Annotated in this window: 15 protein-coding genes and 1 tRNA gene; all 16 read right to left on the reverse strand. The window is 43.4% G+C overall.

Features of this window, described 5'->3' with window-relative positions; translation table 11 throughout:
• Positions 1 to 14: 14 nt before the first annotated feature.
• A complete protein-coding gene (gene rpoC, locus EYO12_01610; GenBank protein HIA91796.1) occupies positions 15 to 3,827 on the reverse strand; it encodes a DNA-directed RNA polymerase subunit beta' in 3,813 nt (1,270 codons plus the stop codon).
• Entirely contained in the window at positions 3,827 to 7,363 is a 3,537-nt protein-coding gene (locus EYO12_01615) for a DNA-directed RNA polymerase subunit beta (protein HIA91797.1), read from the reverse strand. Before EYO12_01615 ends, rpoC begins: the two co-directional genes overlap by 1 nt.
• A 182-nt stretch (positions 7,364 to 7,545) precedes the next feature.
• Positions 7,546 to 8,220, reverse strand: coding sequence for a hypothetical protein (locus tag EYO12_01620; protein ID HIA91798.1), 675 nt, complete (start codon positions 8,218 to 8,220; stop codon positions 7,546 to 7,548).
• Positions 8,221 to 8,255: 35 nt separating this feature from the next.
• Positions 8,256 to 8,888: an ATP-dependent Clp protease proteolytic subunit gene (locus tag EYO12_01625; protein ID HIA91799.1), complete on the reverse strand. Its 633-nt coding sequence runs from the start codon at positions 8,886 to 8,888 to the stop codon at positions 8,256 to 8,258.
• Between the two features lie 48 nt (positions 8,889 to 8,936).
• The gene (locus EYO12_01630) at positions 8,937 to 9,866 is read right to left on the reverse strand and encodes a hypothetical protein (GenBank protein HIA91800.1); all 930 of its coding nucleotides are present in this window, start codon (positions 9,864 to 9,866) and stop codon (positions 8,937 to 8,939) included.
• Entirely contained in the window at positions 9,847 to 11,148 is a 1,302-nt protein-coding gene (gene tig, locus EYO12_01635) for a trigger factor (GenBank protein ID HIA91801.1), read from the reverse strand. Before tig ends, EYO12_01630 begins: the two co-directional genes overlap by 20 nt.
• 67 nt (positions 11,149 to 11,215) lie before the next feature.
• Complete coding sequence (locus EYO12_01640) at positions 11,216 to 11,611, reverse strand: NUDIX hydrolase (protein ID HIA91802.1); 396 nt, start codon at positions 11,609 to 11,611, stop codon at positions 11,216 to 11,218.
• Positions 11,604 to 12,872 carry a histidine--tRNA ligase gene (locus EYO12_01645; GenBank protein ID HIA91803.1) on the reverse strand — a complete coding sequence of 423 codons (1,269 nt, stop codon included), beginning with the start codon at positions 12,870 to 12,872 and terminating at the stop codon, positions 11,604 to 11,606. The genes EYO12_01640 and EYO12_01645 overlap by 8 nt, the downstream gene beginning before the upstream one ends.
• A gap of 549 nt (positions 12,873 to 13,421) precedes the next feature.
• Entirely contained in the window at positions 13,422 to 13,736 is a 315-nt protein-coding gene (locus tag EYO12_01650; protein HIA91804.1) for a hypothetical protein, read from the reverse strand.
• A gap of 29 nt (positions 13,737 to 13,765) precedes the next feature.
• A complete protein-coding gene (locus EYO12_01655; protein HIA91805.1) occupies positions 13,766 to 14,155 on the reverse strand; it encodes a hypothetical protein in 390 nt (129 codons plus the stop codon).
• Positions 14,156 to 14,531: 376 nt separating this feature from the next.
• Positions 14,532 to 15,254, reverse strand: coding sequence for a hypothetical protein (locus tag EYO12_01660; protein ID HIA91806.1), 723 nt, complete (start codon positions 15,252 to 15,254; stop codon positions 14,532 to 14,534).
• Between the two features lie 436 nt (positions 15,255 to 15,690).
• Positions 15,691 to 15,775, reverse strand: a tRNA-Leu gene (locus EYO12_01665).
• Between the two features lie 219 nt (positions 15,776 to 15,994).
• Positions 15,995 to 16,552: a methyltransferase domain-containing protein gene (locus EYO12_01670; GenBank protein ID HIA91807.1), complete on the reverse strand. Its 558-nt coding sequence runs from the start codon at positions 16,550 to 16,552 to the stop codon at positions 15,995 to 15,997.
• Positions 16,513 to 17,355, reverse strand: coding sequence for a hypothetical protein (locus EYO12_01675; GenBank protein HIA91808.1), 843 nt, complete (start codon positions 17,353 to 17,355; stop codon positions 16,513 to 16,515). The genes EYO12_01670 and EYO12_01675 overlap by 40 nt, the downstream gene beginning before the upstream one ends.
• Before the next feature lie 14 nt (positions 17,356 to 17,369).
• Entirely contained in the window at positions 17,370 to 19,373 is a 2,004-nt protein-coding gene (recG, locus tag EYO12_01680; protein HIA91809.1) for an ATP-dependent DNA helicase RecG, read from the reverse strand.
• Positions 19,373 to 20,590 carry a tyrosine--tRNA ligase gene (locus EYO12_01685; GenBank protein HIA91810.1) on the reverse strand — a complete coding sequence of 406 codons (1,218 nt, stop codon included), beginning with the start codon at positions 20,588 to 20,590 and terminating at the stop codon, positions 19,373 to 19,375. The genes recG and EYO12_01685 overlap by 1 nt, the downstream gene beginning before the upstream one ends.
• Positions 20,591 to 20,637 lie beyond the last annotated feature (47 nt).

Below are 20,637 nucleotides of genomic sequence, written 5' to 3' on the forward strand. Positions count from 1 at the left end.
TAACAGATAAGACATTATTCTGCAACCTCTGTTACTTCATCGGCCTGATCATTATTGACTCGAGCCCCTGTACCAACAGGAATCTTTCGACCAATAATAACGTTTTCTTTAAGACCGTACAGGTTGTCGACTCGTCCGTTAACAGCAGCCTGTATCAATACGCGAGTTGTATCTTGGAAACTGGCGGCAGATAGGAATGAGTCAGACCATGTAGAAACCTTGGTGATTCCAAGTAGTAGCTGACTGTACTGTGCTGGTTCTTTACCGGCGTCAGCAAGGGTCTTATTCTCGTCAATAATCGCAGCTTTAGACACGATGTCACCAATTACAAAACTACTGTCACCTGGGTCGTCAACTTGAACACGGCTAAACATTTGGTTAACCACAATTTCAAGGTGCTTGTCGGCAATGTTGTGGCCTTGGCTAGCAAAAATTCGACGAATTTCTGTAATGATGTAGCGTTGAGTTTCGAGTACTCCCTTGAGCTTCATCAATTCACGCACGTTGATAGAACCAGTTGTAAGACGATCACCTTTTTCTACACTGTCGCCATCGCTAACAGTTAGGGCTTTAAAGCCAGGTATTTCGTACAATCGGACCTTACCAGTGTCGCCAATGACAACTATTTGATCAGCGTAGACTTCTGCCACGCCGTCGATCTTAGCGGCGAGTGGTTTTTTACCATCTTTGTCTGCTAATACGTCGCCAGCTTTAACCTTGCTGCCTGACTTGATCTGTACTTTTCGATCGCCAAGCTCATGAGCAACAGCTTTGTCAGCGTCGGAAGCAACCTGAACCACGTAATGATTGCCAGCTTCACGAATGCTTACTTTTCCGTCGATTTCAGTTAAGAAAGCTTGTCCTTTTGGATTACGAGCTTCTAGAAGTTCGTCTACACGAGGAAGACCTTGCGTGATGTCTTCACCAGCCACACCACCGGCGTGGAAGGTTCGCAGTGTTAGCTGCGTACCAGGTTCACCAATACTCTGGGCTGCAATAACACCAACTGGAGTAAATGGTTTAACTAACTCACTTTTACTCATGTCTACACCGTAGCTAGATGGGCTAATCCCACGAACTGATGTATCGGTTAGAATGCTTCTTATAGTCGCTTCTTGAACATCGTGTTCGTCGATTTCTTCTGCAATGTCTGGAGTAATAAGGTCTCCAGCTTTTGCGAGTACTTTGCTGCCAGCTTTTAGGTCTGCGGCTAAAATACGTCCTGTTACACGGTCGGCAAACTCTAGGCCAATACCTTCAGTTTCTTCACGAGTAATGGTGTACCCTGGGTCTTCGACATCGGTGTCGTTTATAAACACATCTTGAACAACGTCAACCATACGTCGGGTAAGGTACCCTGAGTCGGCTGTTTTTAGCGCGGTGTCGATCATAGTACGTCGAGTACCACGAGTTGAGATAAAGTTCTCAAGGCTTGAAAGTCCGCGCTTGTAGTTGTTCTTAATTGGTAGTTCAATAATTCTACCGGTTGTGTCAGCAACCATACCAAGTGAACCAGTCACCTGTTTTAGCTGACCAACGTTACCACGAGCACCTGAAATCGCCGCTAATGAAACTGATGAGTCAGTTTCTTCAAAAGTAGATTCAAGTGTCTGCATGACTTTGTCGTCTACGTCGCGCCAGCTGTCTACGGTTAGGCGGTAGCGTTCTTCTTCTGTAATAAGACCTTCTTCGTATTGGTCAGAAATTTCTGCTGCTCGCTTATCGCCTTCTTCCATAATGTCGTCAAGCTCAGCAATGTCTGGGTAGTCAAACACACCAGTAGAAAGACCAGATGCTGTTGCATATTCGAAACCTAAATCTTTAAGTTCGTCAGCAACTTCAGCTGTTACGTCGCTGCCGTATTTGGCAAATATCTTAGCCATAATCTTAGCAAGTGATTTTTTGGTACCAGTAACGTCTTGGAACGGAAAGTCTTCTGGCAAGATTTCGTTAAACAATACCCGACCTAACGTCGTGTCACGTCGTGCACCTTTGGCAAAAATAGAAACTGGAGATTGAAGTTTGATGTGACCTTGGTCGTACGCATAGAGTGCTTCGTCGATGTCAGAAAACACCGGTCGCTTACCTTCTAGCTTGTATTTTTCGTACGTTAAGTAGTAACAACCCAATACAATATCCTGCTGGATGTGCAGAATTGGCGAACCGTCAGACGGTTTAAGCAGGTTTTTGCGAGCTGTCATTAGTTCGCGGGCTTCAGCCTGCGCTGCGTCACTTAATGGTAAGTGAACTGCCATTTGGTCACCATCGAAGTCTGCGTTGAATCCAGCACAAACAAGCGGGTGAAGCTGAATAGCTTTACCTTCAATCAATACCGGTTGGAAAGCTTGAATACCGAGTCGGTGAAGAGTTGGAGCACGGTTAAGTAGTACGTACTTGCCTTTAATCACCTCGTCCAACGCGTCCCATACCTCTGCATCACCAGATTCAATCATGCGTGTAGCTGATTTGATGTTGTGTGCGTAATCAAGCTCGATTAATCGGCCAATCACAAATGGTTTAAACAATTCGAGGGCCATCATTTTTGGCAGACCACATTGTTCGATGTTTAATTCAGGACCGGCTACGATTACTGAACGACCTGAGTAGTCAACTCGCTTACCAAGGAGGTTTTGTCGGAATCGACCTTGCTTACCTTTAAGCATATCGCTGAGTGATTTTAGTTTTCTGCGACCGCCAGTTGCTGCTACAGCTCGTCCGCTACGTGAAGCGTTGTTGTCAATTAATGCATCGACAGCTTCTTGAAGCATTCGTTGTTCGTTTCGCTGAATAACTTCTGGGGCTTTAAGATCAACCAACTTTTTAAGACGATTGTTTCGGTTAATTACTCGTCGGTACAAGTCATTTAAGTCACTTGTAGCAAAACGACCACCGGTAAGCTGCACCATTGGGCGGAGGTCTGGTGGGATTACTGGCAATGCAGTCATAATCATAGACTTCGGCTGAATATTAGCTCGTTGCATACCTTCGAGCATTTTTAGACGTTTAACAAGTCGTTTTCGACGTTGTCCTTTGGCGCCGTCAGCTTGTTCGGTCAAATCAGCAATCAAATCTTCTAGTTTGATTTCGTCCAACAAAGCTTTGATGGCTTTTCCACCCATTTTTACTGTTACCAAGTCGCGGTACTCGCGAGGCATTTCACGGTAAGCGCCTTCAGTAATAAGGGCTTTTTTAACTAAGCTTAGTAATTGAGCTCGCTTGGTGTCGTATTCGGCGGCTGTATCTTCGAGTTCTTTGCTTTGCTGCTTAGCAAGTTCTTTAACATCGGCGTTTTCTTCTTTAGACGCTTGTTCAAAACGAGCTTTAATTGCTGCTTGCGCTGCTTCTGCTTCGGCATCAAGGTCGGCAATCATTTGGTCACGGGCTTCACCGTCGACTTTTGTAACGATGTAGCTAGCGAAGTACACAACTTTTTCAAGATTTTTGACAGTCATGTTTAGAATCAAACCAACTGCACTTGGCGTACCGCGCAAGAACCAAATGTGTGTCACAGGAGCCGCTAGGCTAATGTGGCCCATTCGTTCACGACGAACAATACTCTTAGTGACAATTTCACCTTTGTGATCGCGTGCAACTTCTCGGTTACGAATACCGCGGTATTTTGGATCGTTGGGGTTAATGTCTTTAACTGGACCAAAAATTCTTTCACAGAACAACCCGTCTCGTTCTGGTTTTTGGGTTCGGTAGTTAATGGTTTCTGGTTTTAACACTTCACCGTGCGACCATTCAAGAATTCTCTCAGATGATGCGATTGTTAGACGAACAGCGTCAAAGTCTGTCATGTCCTTACTGTATCCTTGAGCGTACATTATTCGTCCTCCTTAACTTCATTATCGTCAGCATCTGACTCGCTATCCGCCGATTCGTCGTGAGCATCTTCGTCAGCAGCTTTGAATTCGTCTGCAGCAGCGTCGTCAGTTATATCAACTTGAGCATCGCCATCAGCCATGTCTTGAGCAGCGTTGGCTACGTCGCCGTCCTTTGCTTGTTCTTCAAGGACTTCCTCAATGACATCATCAGCATCGATACTTTGCTCGTCTTTTATCAAGTCAACTTCAAGACTAAGACCTTGTAGCTCTTTAACAAGAACGTTAAAGCTTTCTGGGATCTTCGGACCTTGGATAGTTTCTTGCTTCACAATCGCTTCGTAGGCTTTTGATCGGCCGTAAACATCGTCTGACTTAATAGTTAGCATTTCCTGTAAGCTGTGCGCAGCTCCATACGCTTCAAGCGCCCAAACTTCCATTTCTCCGAATCGTTGACCACCATTTTGCGCCTTACCACCGAGTGGTTGCTGGGTAACCATTGTGTATGGTCCGGTTGCACGAGCGTGAATCTTGTCAGCGATCATGTGGTTCAGCTTAATCATGTACATTGGCCCGACAGTAGTAGTTTCTTTCATAGGTTCGCCGGTGCGGCCGTCGTACAACTGGAACTTACCGTCTTCTGGTAGGCCAGCTTCTTTAAGCAGGTCTTTTACTTTTTCAGTTTCAACACCTTGGAACGGTGGGCTGGCAATCTTCCAGCCTAAGGCCTGAGCAGCCATACCTAGGTGGTTTTCAAACAGCTGACCAATGTTCATACGACTTGGTACACCAAGTGGGTTCAAGACAACGTCCAGTGGCGTTCCGTCTTCAAGGAATGGCATGTCTTCTACTGGGAGAATTCGAGCGATAACACCCTTGTTTCCGTAACGTCCACCAAGCTTGTCACCTACACTAATCTTTCGCATTTGAGCAACAAAGACCTGCACTTGCATCAAGGCTCCAGCCTTCATTTCGTGGCCAAGTTCTTTAGAAAAGATCTTTACGCCAACAACTTTACCGTGTTTACCGTTTGGCATTCGAAGGCTCGTGTCTCGAACGTCTTTAGCTTTTTCACCAAAGATTGCTCGTAGCAGGCGCTCTTCACTGGAAAGTTCTTGTTCGCCTTTTGGCGTGATTTTACCTACAAGTACGTCACCAGGACGGACTTCCGCACCGATTCGAACAATACCTTCTTCGTCAAGGTGACGAAGCGCTTCTTCAGATACATTTGGAATGTCGGCAGTAACCACTTCTGGGCCAAGCTTTGTTTCTCGGACTTCAACCATGTAGTCAACAATATGAATTGAGGTTAGGGTGTCGTCTTTTACCAACCGTTCAGACACAATAATCGCGTCCTCAAAGTTGTATCCACCCCATGGCATGAAGCCAACAAGCACGTTCTGGCCAAGAGCTAGTTCTCCGCCTTGTATGCTCATACCTTCAATGATGCTGTCACCTTTTTTAAGCTTATCGCCCTTTGTGACAACAACTTTGTCATTCATGCTGGTTCCGTCGTTACTACGGACAAAGTGTCGTGGCGTGTACTTTTTAGTACCTGCTTTTTTGTATTTAACAGTCACTTCGTCAGCTGTAGCAGATACAACTTCACCGTCTTCAAGTGCGGCAACAAGCTGACCAGAGTTAAGAGCAACGTCTCTTTCAAGGCCGGTTCCTACTACTGGTGATTCCGGTTTAACTAATGGAACAGCTTGACGTTGTTGGTTTGCACCCATCAAAGATCGATACACGAAGTTTCGCTCTAAGAAAGGAATAAGACCAGCACTTGATCCTACAATTTGCTGTGGACTGGCGTCCATGTGCGTTACATCGTCGGCATCGATAACCTCTGCTTGTAGTTCTACACGAGCACTAACACGGTCCTTTACAAAGTAACCGTCTTCATCGACTTCGTTTCCGGCGCCGGCAATCGCTGCGTCTTTTTCATCAAAAGCGTCTAGGTACACAATTTCATCGGTAACCTTAGCTTTAACTGGGACAGTGGCGCTATCAAGTTTTGCTAATTTATCAGCATCAGCTTTAGTGATTTTTGCACCTTCTTTAACAACAACTTTGTCGTTGGCGTCTTTAATGTCGCGGCTAGCAATGCGACCAACACTATTTTTAGGAGTAACTGCATTTTGGACCTTAATATACGGTGTTTCTAAAAAGCCATAGTCGTTTACACGAGCAAATTGAGCTAAGTTCAATACCAATCCAATGTTGGCACCTTCTGGTGTTTCAACGGTACAAATACGGCCATAGTGAGTGGCGTGTGCGTCACGAACCTCAAAACCAGCACGTTCACGGCTCAATCCGCCAGGCCCCATAGAGCTAAGGCGTCGTTTGTGAGCAAGTTCGCTCAACGGGTTTACTTGGTCCATGAACTGCGATAGCTGTGAGCTTGCGTAGAATTCGCGGACTGCCGCAACGATTGGTCGGGCATTTACAAGTTGTCCTGGTGTAACTGTTTCGATTTCGCTCATAGACATACGGTCTTTAGCGTTTCGATCCATGCGCAGTAAGCCGATTCTGAACTGACGTTGAACCAATTCGCCAACCAACTTCACGCGGCGATTACTTAGCGAGTCAATATCGTCTGGCAATTCTTGCGTATTATTAAGTCGAATAATTTCAGAAATTATCGCTGTTAGGTCTTCCATACGCATAACACGGTTTTCGATGGTATTTGGCACATCTAAGTCTAAGCGACGATTAAGCTTGTAGCGACCTACACGACTAAAATCAAATCGTTTGAAATTAAAGAACATGCTTTCGAGCAAGCTCTTAGCGTTATCAACAGTTGCCAGGTCGCCTGGTCGTAGACGGCGATACACTTCAATCAAAGCTTCTGCTGTTGTGCTTGATGGGTCTTTTTCTAAGGTAGCTGCAATGTGGCTTAATTCACCGGTGTCAACATGGTTAAACTGTGACTCAATTGCACGGTCAGTACCAACACCAAGAGCACGTAGTAATGTTGTGATAGGAATTTTTCGACGTCGGTCGATCTTTACGTAGATTGCACCGTTCTTAGCTGTTTCAAATTCTAACCATGCACCACGACCGGGAATAACCTTAGCTCCGTAGTGTCGCTTAGCTCCTACCATTTCACCAGTAAAGAAAACACCTGGTGAGCGAATAAGTTGGCTTACTACTACTCGTTCTGCGCCGTTAATCACAAATGTTCCGCGTTCGGTCATCCATGGGTAATCGCCAAGGTAAATCTCGGCTTCTTTCACTTCGCCTGTAACTTTGTTTGTAAGCTCAACAGTGGCCTTTAGGGGAGCTTCAAAACTAGTGTTGTTTTCTCGTGCTTCAAATTCGCTAATTTTTGGGTCTTCAAATTTGTAGTCTTTAAATCGTAGCTCTAGCTTTTCGCCGGTGTAGTCTTGAACTGGATTAATTTCAGCAAAGATCTCACCTAGAGCTTCTTCAACAAACCACTGCCACGATTTAACTTGATGTTCTAATAAATTTGGTATTTCTACGGTCTTTTTTGATTTTGTTAAATATTTACGCGTTACAGCAGCGCTAGAAGACATAAAAAGCTAGTCCCATCTGTTTAAAAATTAGTATTTGTCGCGTGCAGCAAGGTAGGCCTACTTGCTGTTCGTCAAGGTGAAGACACCTGATGCTTTTTATTTTTTTGGCCAAATAAAATAAAAAGCTCGACTGCTTCTTGCGCTTAATTATATACGTCCGACCTGTTGTGTCAACTTATGTGTTAACTAACTTTAACTCGGCTTGAAATCTCGCAGGTTAAATTTTCGTGCGCAACTGGAAATTCAGCGGTTCTGCGCCAGGCTTTGCGCCCACCATATGCAGCAGCCAATAAGTCATATGCAGTTGGCTTTTTTGTCAACGGCTTAAGTGGTGCAATAAGCACCCGCTGCACAGGGTTTTGCCGTTTACCACGTCTTAAAAATTTAATGTACATTTTTTCTTTACCCATCTGTTCCTTGGCAGCAGAAAGTAACTGGCCACCAATCTGCACTACATCCTGACTGGTTTCAGTTTCAATGCAGTAAAACTTTGTCATCACAAAGCACTCACCGATTAATAATGAAGCAAGTTGCTCTTGCGGGCTACGGAGTCGCGGGGTGTATTTTTCAACAACACCAAAAGCTACAAGTTCTGGTGACTTTTTATTACCAGCCGCCACAGCAATCAAGCGGCCGGTCGCAATGCAGTCCGCAAATAGATCTTTGTATGCTGCTAGCTGTTTGTCATTATCGGCGATATGTTTTGTTTGTTCACCAAAAATCGCACCGTCAACACGGTGATCATGAATGCCTACATTTAGTGTTTTAGCAAAAAACTGTTTTTCAAGTTGCAACAATTGGCTCAACACCGGTTTAGTCTGTAATTTCTTTGGGCTTACTACGAATAGGTCAGACACTATATTTCCTTATTGTTTGTTTATGTTCTTGCCTGTTAGTTTGTTTCTTTCAGGCTTTTAACAACGTGATCAACAATACCATAGTCTTTAGCATCTTTAGCGGTTAACCAGCGGTCGCGGTCCATGTCTCTATTAACTTGTTTAGCTGTTTTCCCTGTCCAGTCGGCAAACATTTGTTCTAATAGTTTTTTAATATCGAGCGTTTCTTTAGCGTCTATTTCAATATCACTGGCAGTGCCACGGTAGCCGCTACTTGGTTGGTGAATCATCACCCGCGAATTAGGCAATGCAAACCGCTTACCTTTTGTGCCAGCAGCCAACAACGCCGCACCCATACTGGCACTTAAACCTATGGCTATAGTTTGCACGTCTGGCTTAATAAAGTTCATGGTATCAATGATTCCAAGCCCGTCGTACACACTACCACCGGGGCTGTTTATATACAGTTTTATGTCTTTTTCGGGGTCTTCGTAGGCTAAGTGCAGCAATTGAGCGACAATTAGATTAGCAGAGTGATGGTTAACTTCGGTGCCCAAAAAAATTATTCGCTCCTTAAGCAAGCGAGAGTAAATATCGTAGGCTCGTTCACCCATTGATGTTTGCTCAATGACGGTTGGAACTAGCATATTTGACTGCGGACCACTGGTGGATTGTGATTGTATATTCATACTATTAAGTGTACGAATTTAGCACTCATAATACAAGAGTGCTAATGCTCATAATAGTCTCTGAACAATGTCTACGAGTTCTTGATCATCGAATTCGCCTTCGTTTTCCATAAATTCTTCAATTGTATCGTGATCAACGCCCATCACTTTAGATGCTACGAGCAATAAAGCCGTACGTTTTTGAACTTTAGAGTTAGAGACGTACTCGCTGTAAGCCCTTTCTATATATGTGCTTGGTAGTGTATCTGTGCGATGGGCATTAACCTGTGCTGTAGGATTTTGTAGTGTAATTAAAGACGACATTACCTCTGCGAATTGAGCATGCATTGAGCCAAGGACGACTACGGCTGTTTTTGGGCCGTCATCCAGCTCATCCTCCCCTAGAGAAGTCAGAATCCTCTCTGCCCAAAGTTGTTCACGTTGTATAAATGTAGGTATAAACACTCCATTTACGTACTTTTGACATTGTTTCTTAAAAGCTGACACAGGAGCTCTTCTGAATGGCAGCAAATTTTCTCTTATTGGGACGGCGTGGCCGTCTTGATTGTGCACAATATGCAAATAATTCGGAAGGTTTGGATGAGACAATTCATAATCAATTTGCACGACTTTAGCACCTGTACCACGAATAAGATCAAACCGACGCGTTGCGTATCGATACCCGGGATGGTTCCTTCCATATGCGTACAGGCCCAATAAAGTTGTTTGAGCTTCAAAGCTGCCATCGGAAATCTTTTGCGTATACTCCAACTGCTGCGGCTGCCAAGCCATGCCTTCTAAGAAGATCAAATCTAAATCCTCTGTAAAGAAAGGATTTACGCTTTCAGGTAGAGATTCGTCATCAATATGCGAGCCTAGTAAAAACGTTACCTTGTGTGCTTTCTGTGGAGCTAGCCCTTCAAATCTTTTAAATGGGCGTGGAACTTCACGGTCATTTGGGGGGCTTAACCCTTCTGAGCTATTTGGATTCTGTTTCATGTTTAGTATTTGATTCAACAATCAGGTCGATTGTTTTTTCAGTCAACATTTGTGCCGCTACTTCACGGCGGGCGTCAGGCTTGTCGAGCTCTGCCTGCATTTTTTCGTCTGTGTAGCGTTGTTTTAATAATGCAATTCGTTGATCAATTTCGGGCGTAGTAACTTTTAAATCTTCGGCTTCTGCTACTTCAGTAAGCACGATACTTGCTTTAGCCCGCTTTACGGCTCGGTCGTCTAAGTAATCAGTTTCAAAAGATTTCTCGTCATAACCTTCTGCGTCTCTAAATTGCTCTAGCGTCATGCCGCGGTACTGTAAATTCTGCATAAGTTCTTGGCGCAGCTGATTCTTGACGTTCTCTTTAAGTTTCGGTGGAATATCAAACTTAGATTTTTCTACCAATGCCCCAACTAATTCTTCACGGTACGTACTGTCAGCTTTGTTATTCTTTTCAGCTTCGAGTTGTTTTTTTATGTCGGCCTTTAGATCTGCGAGTTTAGTAAACGGACCAACCGTACCTGCAAAGGCGTCGTCAATCTTTGGTTTAACAACTTCTTCTATTTTTTTGACAGTAATAGTAAAGGTAACTGGTTTATTTTGTAGAGCTTTTACGTGGTAGTCCTTAGGGAAAATAACATCAAACGTTTTTTCGTCTCCAGCTTTTAAGCCTACAACTTCTGGCTCAAAACCTTTAATGAATGTATTACTGCCAATAACCAATGGGTAGTCTTCACCGCTGGCGCCACTAACCTCTTTGCCGTCTTTATCGACACCTTTAAAATCGATCCAAACTTTGTCAGCGTCTTTGGCTGCTCGTTTTACTTCTTTGCTTTCAGCTCCGCGAGTTGCCAAATTATCTAAAACTTCTTCTACTTCTTTATCTGTTACGTCCTCTACCGTTCGCTTAACAGAAAGCTTCTTATAGTCAGGTAGTTTAAATTCTGGAGTTACTTCTACTTCAGCTTCAAATTCAAGTTCTGTATAAGGCACAAACTTTGTCAACTTAATGGCTGGCTGACCAATAACTGCTACTTTTTCATCTTTAATAGCTTTGACGTAGGCAGAGTTTACGACATAGTCAATGACCTGATTTTGCAAATAATCATCACCAATCTGCTTCTCTACAATTTTGTCTGGTGCTTGCCCTTGTCTAAACCCTGCGGCTTTTACATCTTTACGGGCGTCTTCTATTACTTCTTTTTTGGCATCTGCGATTGTTGATTCTTCAACTGCAATTGTAAGTTTAACTAGACTGTCTTTAAGTTCTTGCTTTTGTACTTCCATGAAACTCCATACTCCTTTGGCACTATTTAGAAAGTTAGAATTATTAACTCGCCACAACTATAACAGATTAGCGAATATAACCCCACCGTTTTAACAGAGAGTAATTATTATAGCCTAAATCAGTGTGCACAAGGTCAATAATTGGAATCCACTGAGCTGAATCTAGTTCATCTGCTTGGTGGATTATCTCACCAGCAACATATCTGCATTTAAAAAAATGCATTTCTGCAGACGAGCTTTTGTCTATAAATAATTGCTCTGTAACCTCTACCTCGATATTTGTCTCCTCGGCAATTTCGCGCAGCACTGCTTGCTGGGGTGTCTCACCACTGTCAACCATGCCGCCAGGGAGCACCCATTTTTCGGCTTCATTGGCGTACCACTGAGGCAGCTGCACAAGCAGGATATTATCGTCATTTTCTACTAAACCGGCAGCAGCCTTTAAAGTACTTGTTTTACTCATCTATCTCGAAATAATCAGCAATAAAAGCTGGAATGTTCTCGGCAGGCATTGTATGTTCTGTTTCTTCACGTAAATTCTTAACAACCACCTCGCCGGATTCAATTTCCTTGTCACCAATAAACACCATAAACGGCACGCCAAGTTTAATTGCTGACTTGATCTTTTTATCGGCTTTTTTATTAAGCACATCAACCGCTACATTCACTCCGTCTTCTCGCAGGTCACTGGCAAGCTCTTGAACTTCACTCGGGTCGGTTCCTTCTAGCGTTGCGACAATAAGTTCGGTAGCAGGCATGTAGTCGGGCGTTAACTCATGTAAGCGTAGAAATTCCGCCAAGGTTGCGTCGCCCATCCCAAAGCCTACTGTTGGCAAAGGGTCTACACCAAACATGCCAACCAAATTATCGTAGCGACCACCACCAAACATGCTGCGATTATTTTCTGGGTGTTTATCAAATACTTCAAACACAATGTCGGTGTAATAATCAAAGCCACGAGCTAAGCTTGGGTCGAAAACTGCTCTCGTACCAGATTTTTCGAGTAGATCGATAGTTTGCTTGACACTAGAATCCTTACCTAAATTACTGTAGTCATCTGATAAATAACACTCAATTGACGCTACATTCTCAACTGAATCTTTAAGCTTCTGCTCAAATTCTTCAGTAGACATCTTGTCCTTGGAGTCAATCAACCGCACGATGTCTTCTGTATTAGTTTTTGGGACTGACATCTCAATATTGGCACGTAAAGTCTTTTTTGAATTGATTCGTATCTCATACATCGACTCATCCGCGCCGAATGCCTTCATAATGTCGTCGGCTAGTTTTAGCATTTCGTATTCTGCGTTCAGCGTGTCATCGCCAAATATATCCGCGTTTAACTGCCAAAATTCACGTAATCGGCCTTTCTGTGGTCGTTCGTAGCGCATGCAGTTAGGGATCGAAAATAAGCGCAACGGATATCCAGACTCTTGTCGTTGCTGTGCAACCAAACGGGCTACACTCGGTGTCATTTCTGGGCGAATTGTTATATTACGACCGCCGCGATCTTCAAAACTGTACGTCTGCTGACTAACAATTTCTTGACTGGTTTTTGCCGTATACAAATCAATCGGCTCAATCGTAGGGGTCATGTATTCTTCGTAGCCAAAACTCTGACAAACATTGCGCCAGGTATTAAAAATATATGTTTGTAAAAACATATCTCGCGGTGCAAAGTCACGCGTTCCGCGGTAAGGGTCTTTTGATAATTGGTTGCTCATAGCATGAAGTATAGCAAGTTTGATTGGTTCTCTTCTGTTTTTTATAAAAGCTGCTTTAGCAAGCTGCCGCTTGCATCAATTACCACCATTTTGAGTGATCAAAACGGTGGAGCCAAAAGATCACCCTGTTCACGTCTCTTGATATACTCACTGCTTGTTTAACAACAGCCTGCGGAATGGCTAAAGCCAGTCTGAAAGTTATCTATAAGAGTTTCAGACACGTCCTCGGCTTAATTGTTGTTAAGCCAAGCATTCCTATTCAGGATCTGTTCAAAAGGGATTGGCGAGCTTCGCTCGCTGGGTCTGGGCTTAAAAGACAGTTTTCCTGATTAGATGTTGTGATTCAAATTGTGTGAACCTTACCGAGTGAGGTGTGCTTCATTAAAGAGCTGGGAGCTCTTTAATAGAATGCACTCTGAACGAGAACAATTTTAATTACTAACAGAAAATAAAGAAAAGTGGCTCCGCCCAGCAGTTTTGTGTTCCGTTTGTCTGTACAAATGGAACATTGGTTTGGTGAGCGGTAGCTTACCCTGAACCTATCTTAAATTAGAAATTAAGATCATCTTGATTCAACTTACTAAGTATCAATTTGTACCCACCACTGCCAGTTTTTAGTTTTTTGCTAACTTCGGCTACCGTTGCCGCACTGCAACCAGTTTCTTTTTGAATATCTAAATAGTTAACTTTATTGAGCAATAGTTTAGCAATATAAATTCTATTAGAAAGTTCGGAAATTTCTTTTGTGGTTAGCAAGTCTGCCAAAATAATTTTAGCTTGAGCCAGGTTTTCTGCTGCGGCTATCGCACTAAGCAGCGTTGCGGTTTTAGGATCATCCCAAACACTTGGGTCGAATACATTCATTCCATTACTTTACCAAACTAAAGTTAAAGTCATGCAACTATTGCTGCTAAGGCGGTAATAACAGCAGCCGTAATGGTTGCACACAGCATAAGTAAGTAAGATTTTTTTCTATCTTTATATTTGGCTTCGTCGCTAACGGTCGTCAATAAAGGGCTGTGGTGGTTATCGGCATTTTGTTTACCGCGAACACCAAATCGGACGCAAAATCGGTTTGTTGCTTGCAGATACCCTATGACCGCAAGCCAAACCGAAGGAAAAAGTGCTACGTAAAACCACGTTTCTGCGTCTACTAATACTAGGAACGCAAAAACTATTAAACTAAACATAGAGGCCAATATCGCAGACTCCCTGCGTACTCTGGCCTCTTTTGGGTTAATATTAACTCTACCCGGCTGGTATTGCTGGCATTCGTTTGTCATAAATCGTTATCTAATTTTCTCAAGTGTACTGCAAACATTGTGTATAAATATAAAACATATTGACTTAGTTGTTCGAAAAATAATACTATAAGCATGACCAATGTGAGGGTCACTTGTCATACTTTTCACTAAGTAGGCACGTACATTTCCATCATTCAGGAGCTATTCGAGACTCTATGCCCATAGACTTGAGTAGACTTTTACCTCGATAAGGAATTCTTGTTTGCTTAGACGAAAGAGGTAATAGTAATGAGTGGCAGCGTTAGCGGAACGCCGCTCAAGCATGATTAGCCTGTACAGCCGATCGCGTTTGTACGTTACTACTGAATAATTAAGCTAAAAACAGCCCTTGTTCTTCCGCGGAACGGGGGCGTTTTTATTTTGAAATCTTAACTAAGAAATTGTCTGACTCAGTCTGCGCCGCCATGATTGAGGCTATTAAATGATCGCTTTGCACCCACCTACGCTGTTCTTGATTTACTGGCGGATCGGGATCAATGATAAGAAAATCTCCGTCTTTATAGCCAGTACAAGTAACCCCGTGGGTTAATGACCTTCCGCGTATTGGATCCGGCTGAAATTTATCGGTTTCTTGATCGTAGAGTTGTTTGGATTCTTGATTCAAGTAGGTAGAGTTTAGAGTTACAAAAATGGGTGAATCTACAAGAAGACTATGGAGTAGTTTTGTGTTTAAATTCTGAAATTCGAACGAACCACCCTTGGCTACGTAGAGCTCCCAGCCATCGACCAAAACTTTATGGTATCTGCTCAACCATGAATTTTCTGGTATGTGTCTTTGCCGTAGTTTTAAATTTTCAACTACCTCCTTAGCTGACAAACTACCCCACGATCTGTCGAAAAGTTCAGTATCGAAAATATAAGAAATTGTTCCGTAACCTTGTGCTGGAAAATAGGCAGCTAAGTGACCAGGCGATGTGCCTATTTTCTCACCGTTTTCTTCATAAACTGGTACTTCTTTAATAACTTGATCTACTGTAATCTTTGGGTCGAAAAAAGATAATAATTGAGCAGCTGCTGTTTGCATACATTGTGCTGTATCTTGATGAATAGAGACTACTCTATGTTCTATAGCTTGCATGATTTTATATTATACAGACTACCATCCATACAGCAGTACTTACTTTGCTATATTAATGATTTCTAGTGGGCGAGCCTGCCTGCCGGTAGGCAGGAAAGGACCGTATTATTGTTTTGCTACTCGGCAACATTTGCTTCGCAAATGCTCGTTGGCCAAGCAAAGAAAATGTACCGGTACCATCAGGTACTGGTACGCCTCTCGGTTCAAGTCCTGACTCAGAATTAAAAAATGAACCTCATGAAGAAGCTCATTTTTTATGGTGGGCGAGATAGGACTTGGTCACGTTCCGCGACCCCGAAAAAACATCTTTGGAAGCATAGCCTCCAAAGAGTTTATTTCCTTGCGCCATGCTGCCAGCATGGCTCACCTTCACGAAGGTTCAAGACATACTTATCCTCACCAAATTAAAAAAGACCCATTTGGGTCATCTTTAATTTGGTGGGCGAGAAAGGACTTGAACCTTCACGCCTTGCGGCACTAGTTCCTAAGACTAGCGTGTCTACCAATTCCACCACTCGCCCACGATATAAATTTTTAAAGGTTCAAGAATAAATTATAACGGACTTGGTCACCTTCGGCGACCCCGAAACTTCGCGATTAAAAACTAGTTTTTATCGGAAGGTTTCCTTGCAAAGTGCCACTGGCACTTTTCACCTTCACGCTTGCGAGTAACAAATTCTAAAAGCTTGTACGTCAGCCAACTCCACTACTCGCCTACGCTCGCAATATATTATCAGTTTTTAGTTTTTGAAAAAACTCAAAGTTGCATTGCCAAAGCGATTTGATGAATCCTTTTTTAGTCCTTTTATTTTTAACTTGTCTTCCGTGCCATGAGAAAGCACAAACAAACCACCACCCTTCAAGTATTTAGCAAGCGTATTAAGCTGTTTTTCTGATATATGGTCATAGGGCGGGTCTGCAATAATTAAATCGAATTCTATGTGTTGTTGCTTTACCCAAATTGAACAGTTTGCACGAGAAACTTCTACGGTTTCTTCAAGATCTAATTTGTCTCTGTTGTCCTTGAGCGTCTTAAAAACCTTCGGATCTCTTTCGATAGCATAAATTTTATGAGCACCGCGACTAGCTGCTTCAAATGATACCGCGCCGCTACCTGCATAGGCATCTAGCACAGTTAAGCCAGATACGTTCCCGAGTGAATTAAAAAGAGCGTTTCTGATTTGTTGGCTCATAGGATGTGTTTTATAACTTGCCGGAGCATCAAAAAGTCTGCCGCCCAAATAGCCCCCGGCGATTCTCATGCTGGTTCCTTTGATTTTTCTATCGCTGTTAGCCAAGCTAAAGCAACTGCTCGCGTAATTGCTGGCGCTAAATGATGACGAACTTTCTTATGTAAAGTTCGACTCCAGCCATGGTCGATAAACGCTCCGTACATATTTAATCGAGCTATTTGCTGTGCATACATTCTGAAAAACTTGGCATAACCCTGTTTATGGGCGACTTCTAGCTCAACATCACTTGGCGACCCTCCGCGAATACGATGAGTAATTAAGGCAGCCGTAATGTTCATTTCGAACATTAAATGGGTTGTTAGTACCCCGCGAGCACCAATGACCAACCAGTTGCGCCATAAGGTGTCACGCATCCCAGAACCCTTAATAAACATTTTTTTCTTTTTCGAATTACGGGTTTCTTTACCCTCGCCGCGGATTTGTTCTAATTCTTCTTCGTAGGGGTAGTGGTGAGCCGGCGTTAAGCCGTCTACTACAGCGTGGGCAAGCCAGCTGGCTTCAAACGCAGCTTTTTCTTCGTCGCGCTTTCTTAAAGCTATAGCTAGATTTTCTATGTGATTTTCAATCAGTTCGATTAACTGGGTGTCGCTACCATTAAAAGGGTCTAGGTAATGCCACGGCTCGTTTTGACCGGGGGTTTTTGATTTTATCGAGTCTGGCCCAAATTCTCCCTCAAAATGCTGAATATTCTTTAACGTTGGAAATTTCGAAAATTCCTTAGCTGCTTCCACGCGGTTTAAGTGATGGTTAAAATGTTGTCGAAGCGCCCGATACGCCGACCGATTGAACTTTTGATGCGTCCCTAGCCAGGTTGCAGACCGCGTGCCTAAATAAAAACCTGCGTACACTGTTAATAATCCTCTTAATTTCGTTTAGCTCTATGTTGTATTCGATCCAGTCGGAATTGTAATAATTCGTAGTCTTTTACAGTATAGCTTTCTGTAAATTTTTTTGCGAGACTACGAGCTTTAGAGATTAATTTTGTATTACTTAACACGCCTATATCTAGATCAATAAATCCAGACTGGCGCAATCCGTACAAATCACCGCTGCCACGCTGCTGCAAGTCTTGTTCGGCAAGGACAAAGCCGTTGGTTGTGCCCACAAACGACTTAAGCCTGTCAGCTGCTTGGCCAGTCTTTGTAGTTAGCGCAATAGCATACGCTTGCGTGCTGGCTCTACCAACACGACCCCGTAATTGATGCAATTGAGCAAGACCAAAGCGCTCAGCACCTTCAATCAACATTACGGTGGCATTTTTAATATTCACACCGACCTCTACAACCGTTGTGGCAACTAAAATGTCGACGTTCTTGGCTTTAAAATCATCAATTATTGCGTCTTTGTCTTCCGTCGACAATTGACCATGCAAAGATGCAACGCTGTTGTTAGGAAACTGTTTTTTAATCTTAGCTACCTCTTGTTCGACTGACGTAACACCAAGAACGTCAGATTCTGATATGAGCGGGCAGACCACATAAACTTGATGACCTTTTTGGAGCTCGTTTGACATTGTTGTGTACGCTTGCTTCCTGTATCGAGGCCCGCCAACAGTAGTTTTGACTGGCTTCCGTCCCGGCGGTAGTTCATCTAAAACCGATATGTCTAAATCTGCAAATACAGTCAACGCCAGCGTCCGAGGAATTGGCGTTGCTGTCATGCTCAACACGTGCGGGACACTGCCGTCTTGCCTTGACAGCTGGGTGCGTTGCTTAACACCAAATCGATGCTGCTCGTCCAGCACAACCAATGCAAGTTTCTTAAACGAGACATCTGGCTGTAGCAGTGCATGGGTGCCTACGACGATTCGCTGTGATCCGTCTGCCAACTTGTTTTTGATCAGTGTTTTTTGCCGAACGCTCAACGATGAGCTGAGTAGTTTAGGCTTAAAATCACTCAATAATTCTTGGGCCGATTCTAAATGCTGTTTTGCAACTATTTCTGTTGGCGCGACAATTGCCACCTGATAGCCCGACTCCAACGCAGCATAAGCTGCAAATAATGCAACTACTGTTTTACCACTGCCAACATCTCCTTGCAGCAGCCGGTTCATAGGTGACTCGGTTTTAATGTCAGTAATAATCTCCCACGCCGCCTTACGCTGGGCATCTGTCAATGTAAAACCAATGGTGTCGGCGAACTGCTTCAACTTGATGTCCGCGATATCGCACCTATAGCTTTGTAGTTGTTTTAGCCTGTTTCGAAGCAAATAGCCGAGTAAAACTTGATCATACAAATCTAAAAACTGCCACGAAGTAATTGCATTGGTTAGGCTTTCTTGATTGTTTGGAAAATGAATTTGCTCAAGCTGATGCATGGCATCAATGTTAAGCAATGCAGGCGGGGCGTAGGCTCCTGCATTAACGGTCTGCAGTGCGGCATGAATGAGTTTTCTAAGTTTTGGAGTTTTAAGACTAGCCGACTGTTTATACACCGGAACAATCCGACCAGTATGCAGCTGCACATCGGACAGCAACTCAACTGCTGGATTTATAATCGAAAATTTATTACCTGATAATTTCAATTCACCGCTTACTAAAACGTTGTTGTTGATTGGCAACGAGTCTTTGCGCCAACTCTGGTTAAACCACGTAATAGGAAATTCACCCGATTTGTCGGTGAACGTTGCTGTTGTTATGTGTAGTCCGCGACGTGCATAGCGAGCCTTAACAGAGGTAAATTGACCTTGCAACGACACTACTCCCGGTTTCATTGTTTTAATTGTGGTTAGATTCGAAAAGTCTTTGTAGTCTCTGGGGATATAAAACAGCAAGTCACCGATGGTGACGATACCAAGTTTTTTTAACGCTTTAGCTGTTGCCTCGCCGACGCCAGACAGCTCGCTAACTGCAGTGTGTAACTTCATTACGCAAACAGTGCGAACTTATTTTTGCCACGTTTAATAATCGAATATTTAGACTCTATTTCAGATACTTCTGTAGCTTTTTGGCCATTTATGCTTACTGCGCCAGCTTCTATGAATCGCCGGGCTTCTGATTTCGAACTGGCAAGCTCAGTAGCGACTAAAAAGTCAGCAAGATTTGCTTCACTGCTGGCTGGAAGTTGTTGTTGTAGTAGCTTAAACCCATCTTCGCTTGGTTGATTGCCAGAATACAAACTGTCGGTTGCATTCTTGGCAGCCTCGGCATTTTTTTGGCCATGAACTATTTTTGTTACTTCATAGGCTAGATATTTTTGAGCAGCACGGTCACGTGGGTTTTGCTCAAATTCGTTTATTAGATTCTCAAACTCTTTTGGCTGAATAAGCGTATAGATTTTAATGTAATCACCAACACCAAGATCGTCGGCATTAAGCCAAAATTGATAAAAATCAAAAACTGATGTCAGCCCTGGGTCAAGCCATACTGCTCCAGCCTCGCTCTTACCAAATTTAACTCCGGTACCTTTATTGACGACTAATGGCGCCGTCCAAACGTGAGCTTCGCCGCCTTCGATCCGACTAATTAAATTGACGCCGCTAATACTGTTTCCCCATTGGTCAGCCCCGCTGAGCTGCAGCGTTGCGCCGTGTTCTTTAAAAAGATGCAAAAAATCATAGCCTTGAATAAGCGAGTAGCTAAATTCAGCGTAACTAATCCCGGCGCCGCCTTCGCCGATACGACTTTGGACAAATTCGCGGTCGAGCATTTGGGTCATTGATACGTGTTTGCCAATATCGCGCAAAAATTCCAGATAGTTTATGTCTTTAAACCAGTCGTAATTGTCGACGAGTTTAAAATCCATACCTGAAAAAATTGTCGAATACTGCTTGGCAATAGATTCTTTATTGTGGCGGATATCTTCAAGGGTGAGAAGGTTCCGTTCTTGTTTTTTGCCATCGGGGTCACCGATCATACCAGTTGCTCCGCCAACCAATAATATTGCTTCATAGCCGTGCTGCATAAAGCAGCGAGCCATCATTCCGGCTGCCAAGTTTCCAATAGTCATCGATGCGGCACTTGGGTCTACACCCCAGTAAAATGTACGTTTTTGCTCATCAAGTTGCTGTGAATCACTAAACGTAGTCTGATTTTTAAAACCGCGCCACTCTAGCTCTTCTGAAAGGGTCATAGTATTTGTCATACCTCCATCTTAATATATCTTCTGAAAATAGACAGTAAAAACTGCAC

The sequence above is a fragment of the Candidatus Saccharibacteria bacterium genome (assembly GCA_012965045.1).
Lineage (GTDB): Bacteria > Patescibacteriota > Saccharimonadia > Saccharimonadales > DTSZ01 > DTSZ01.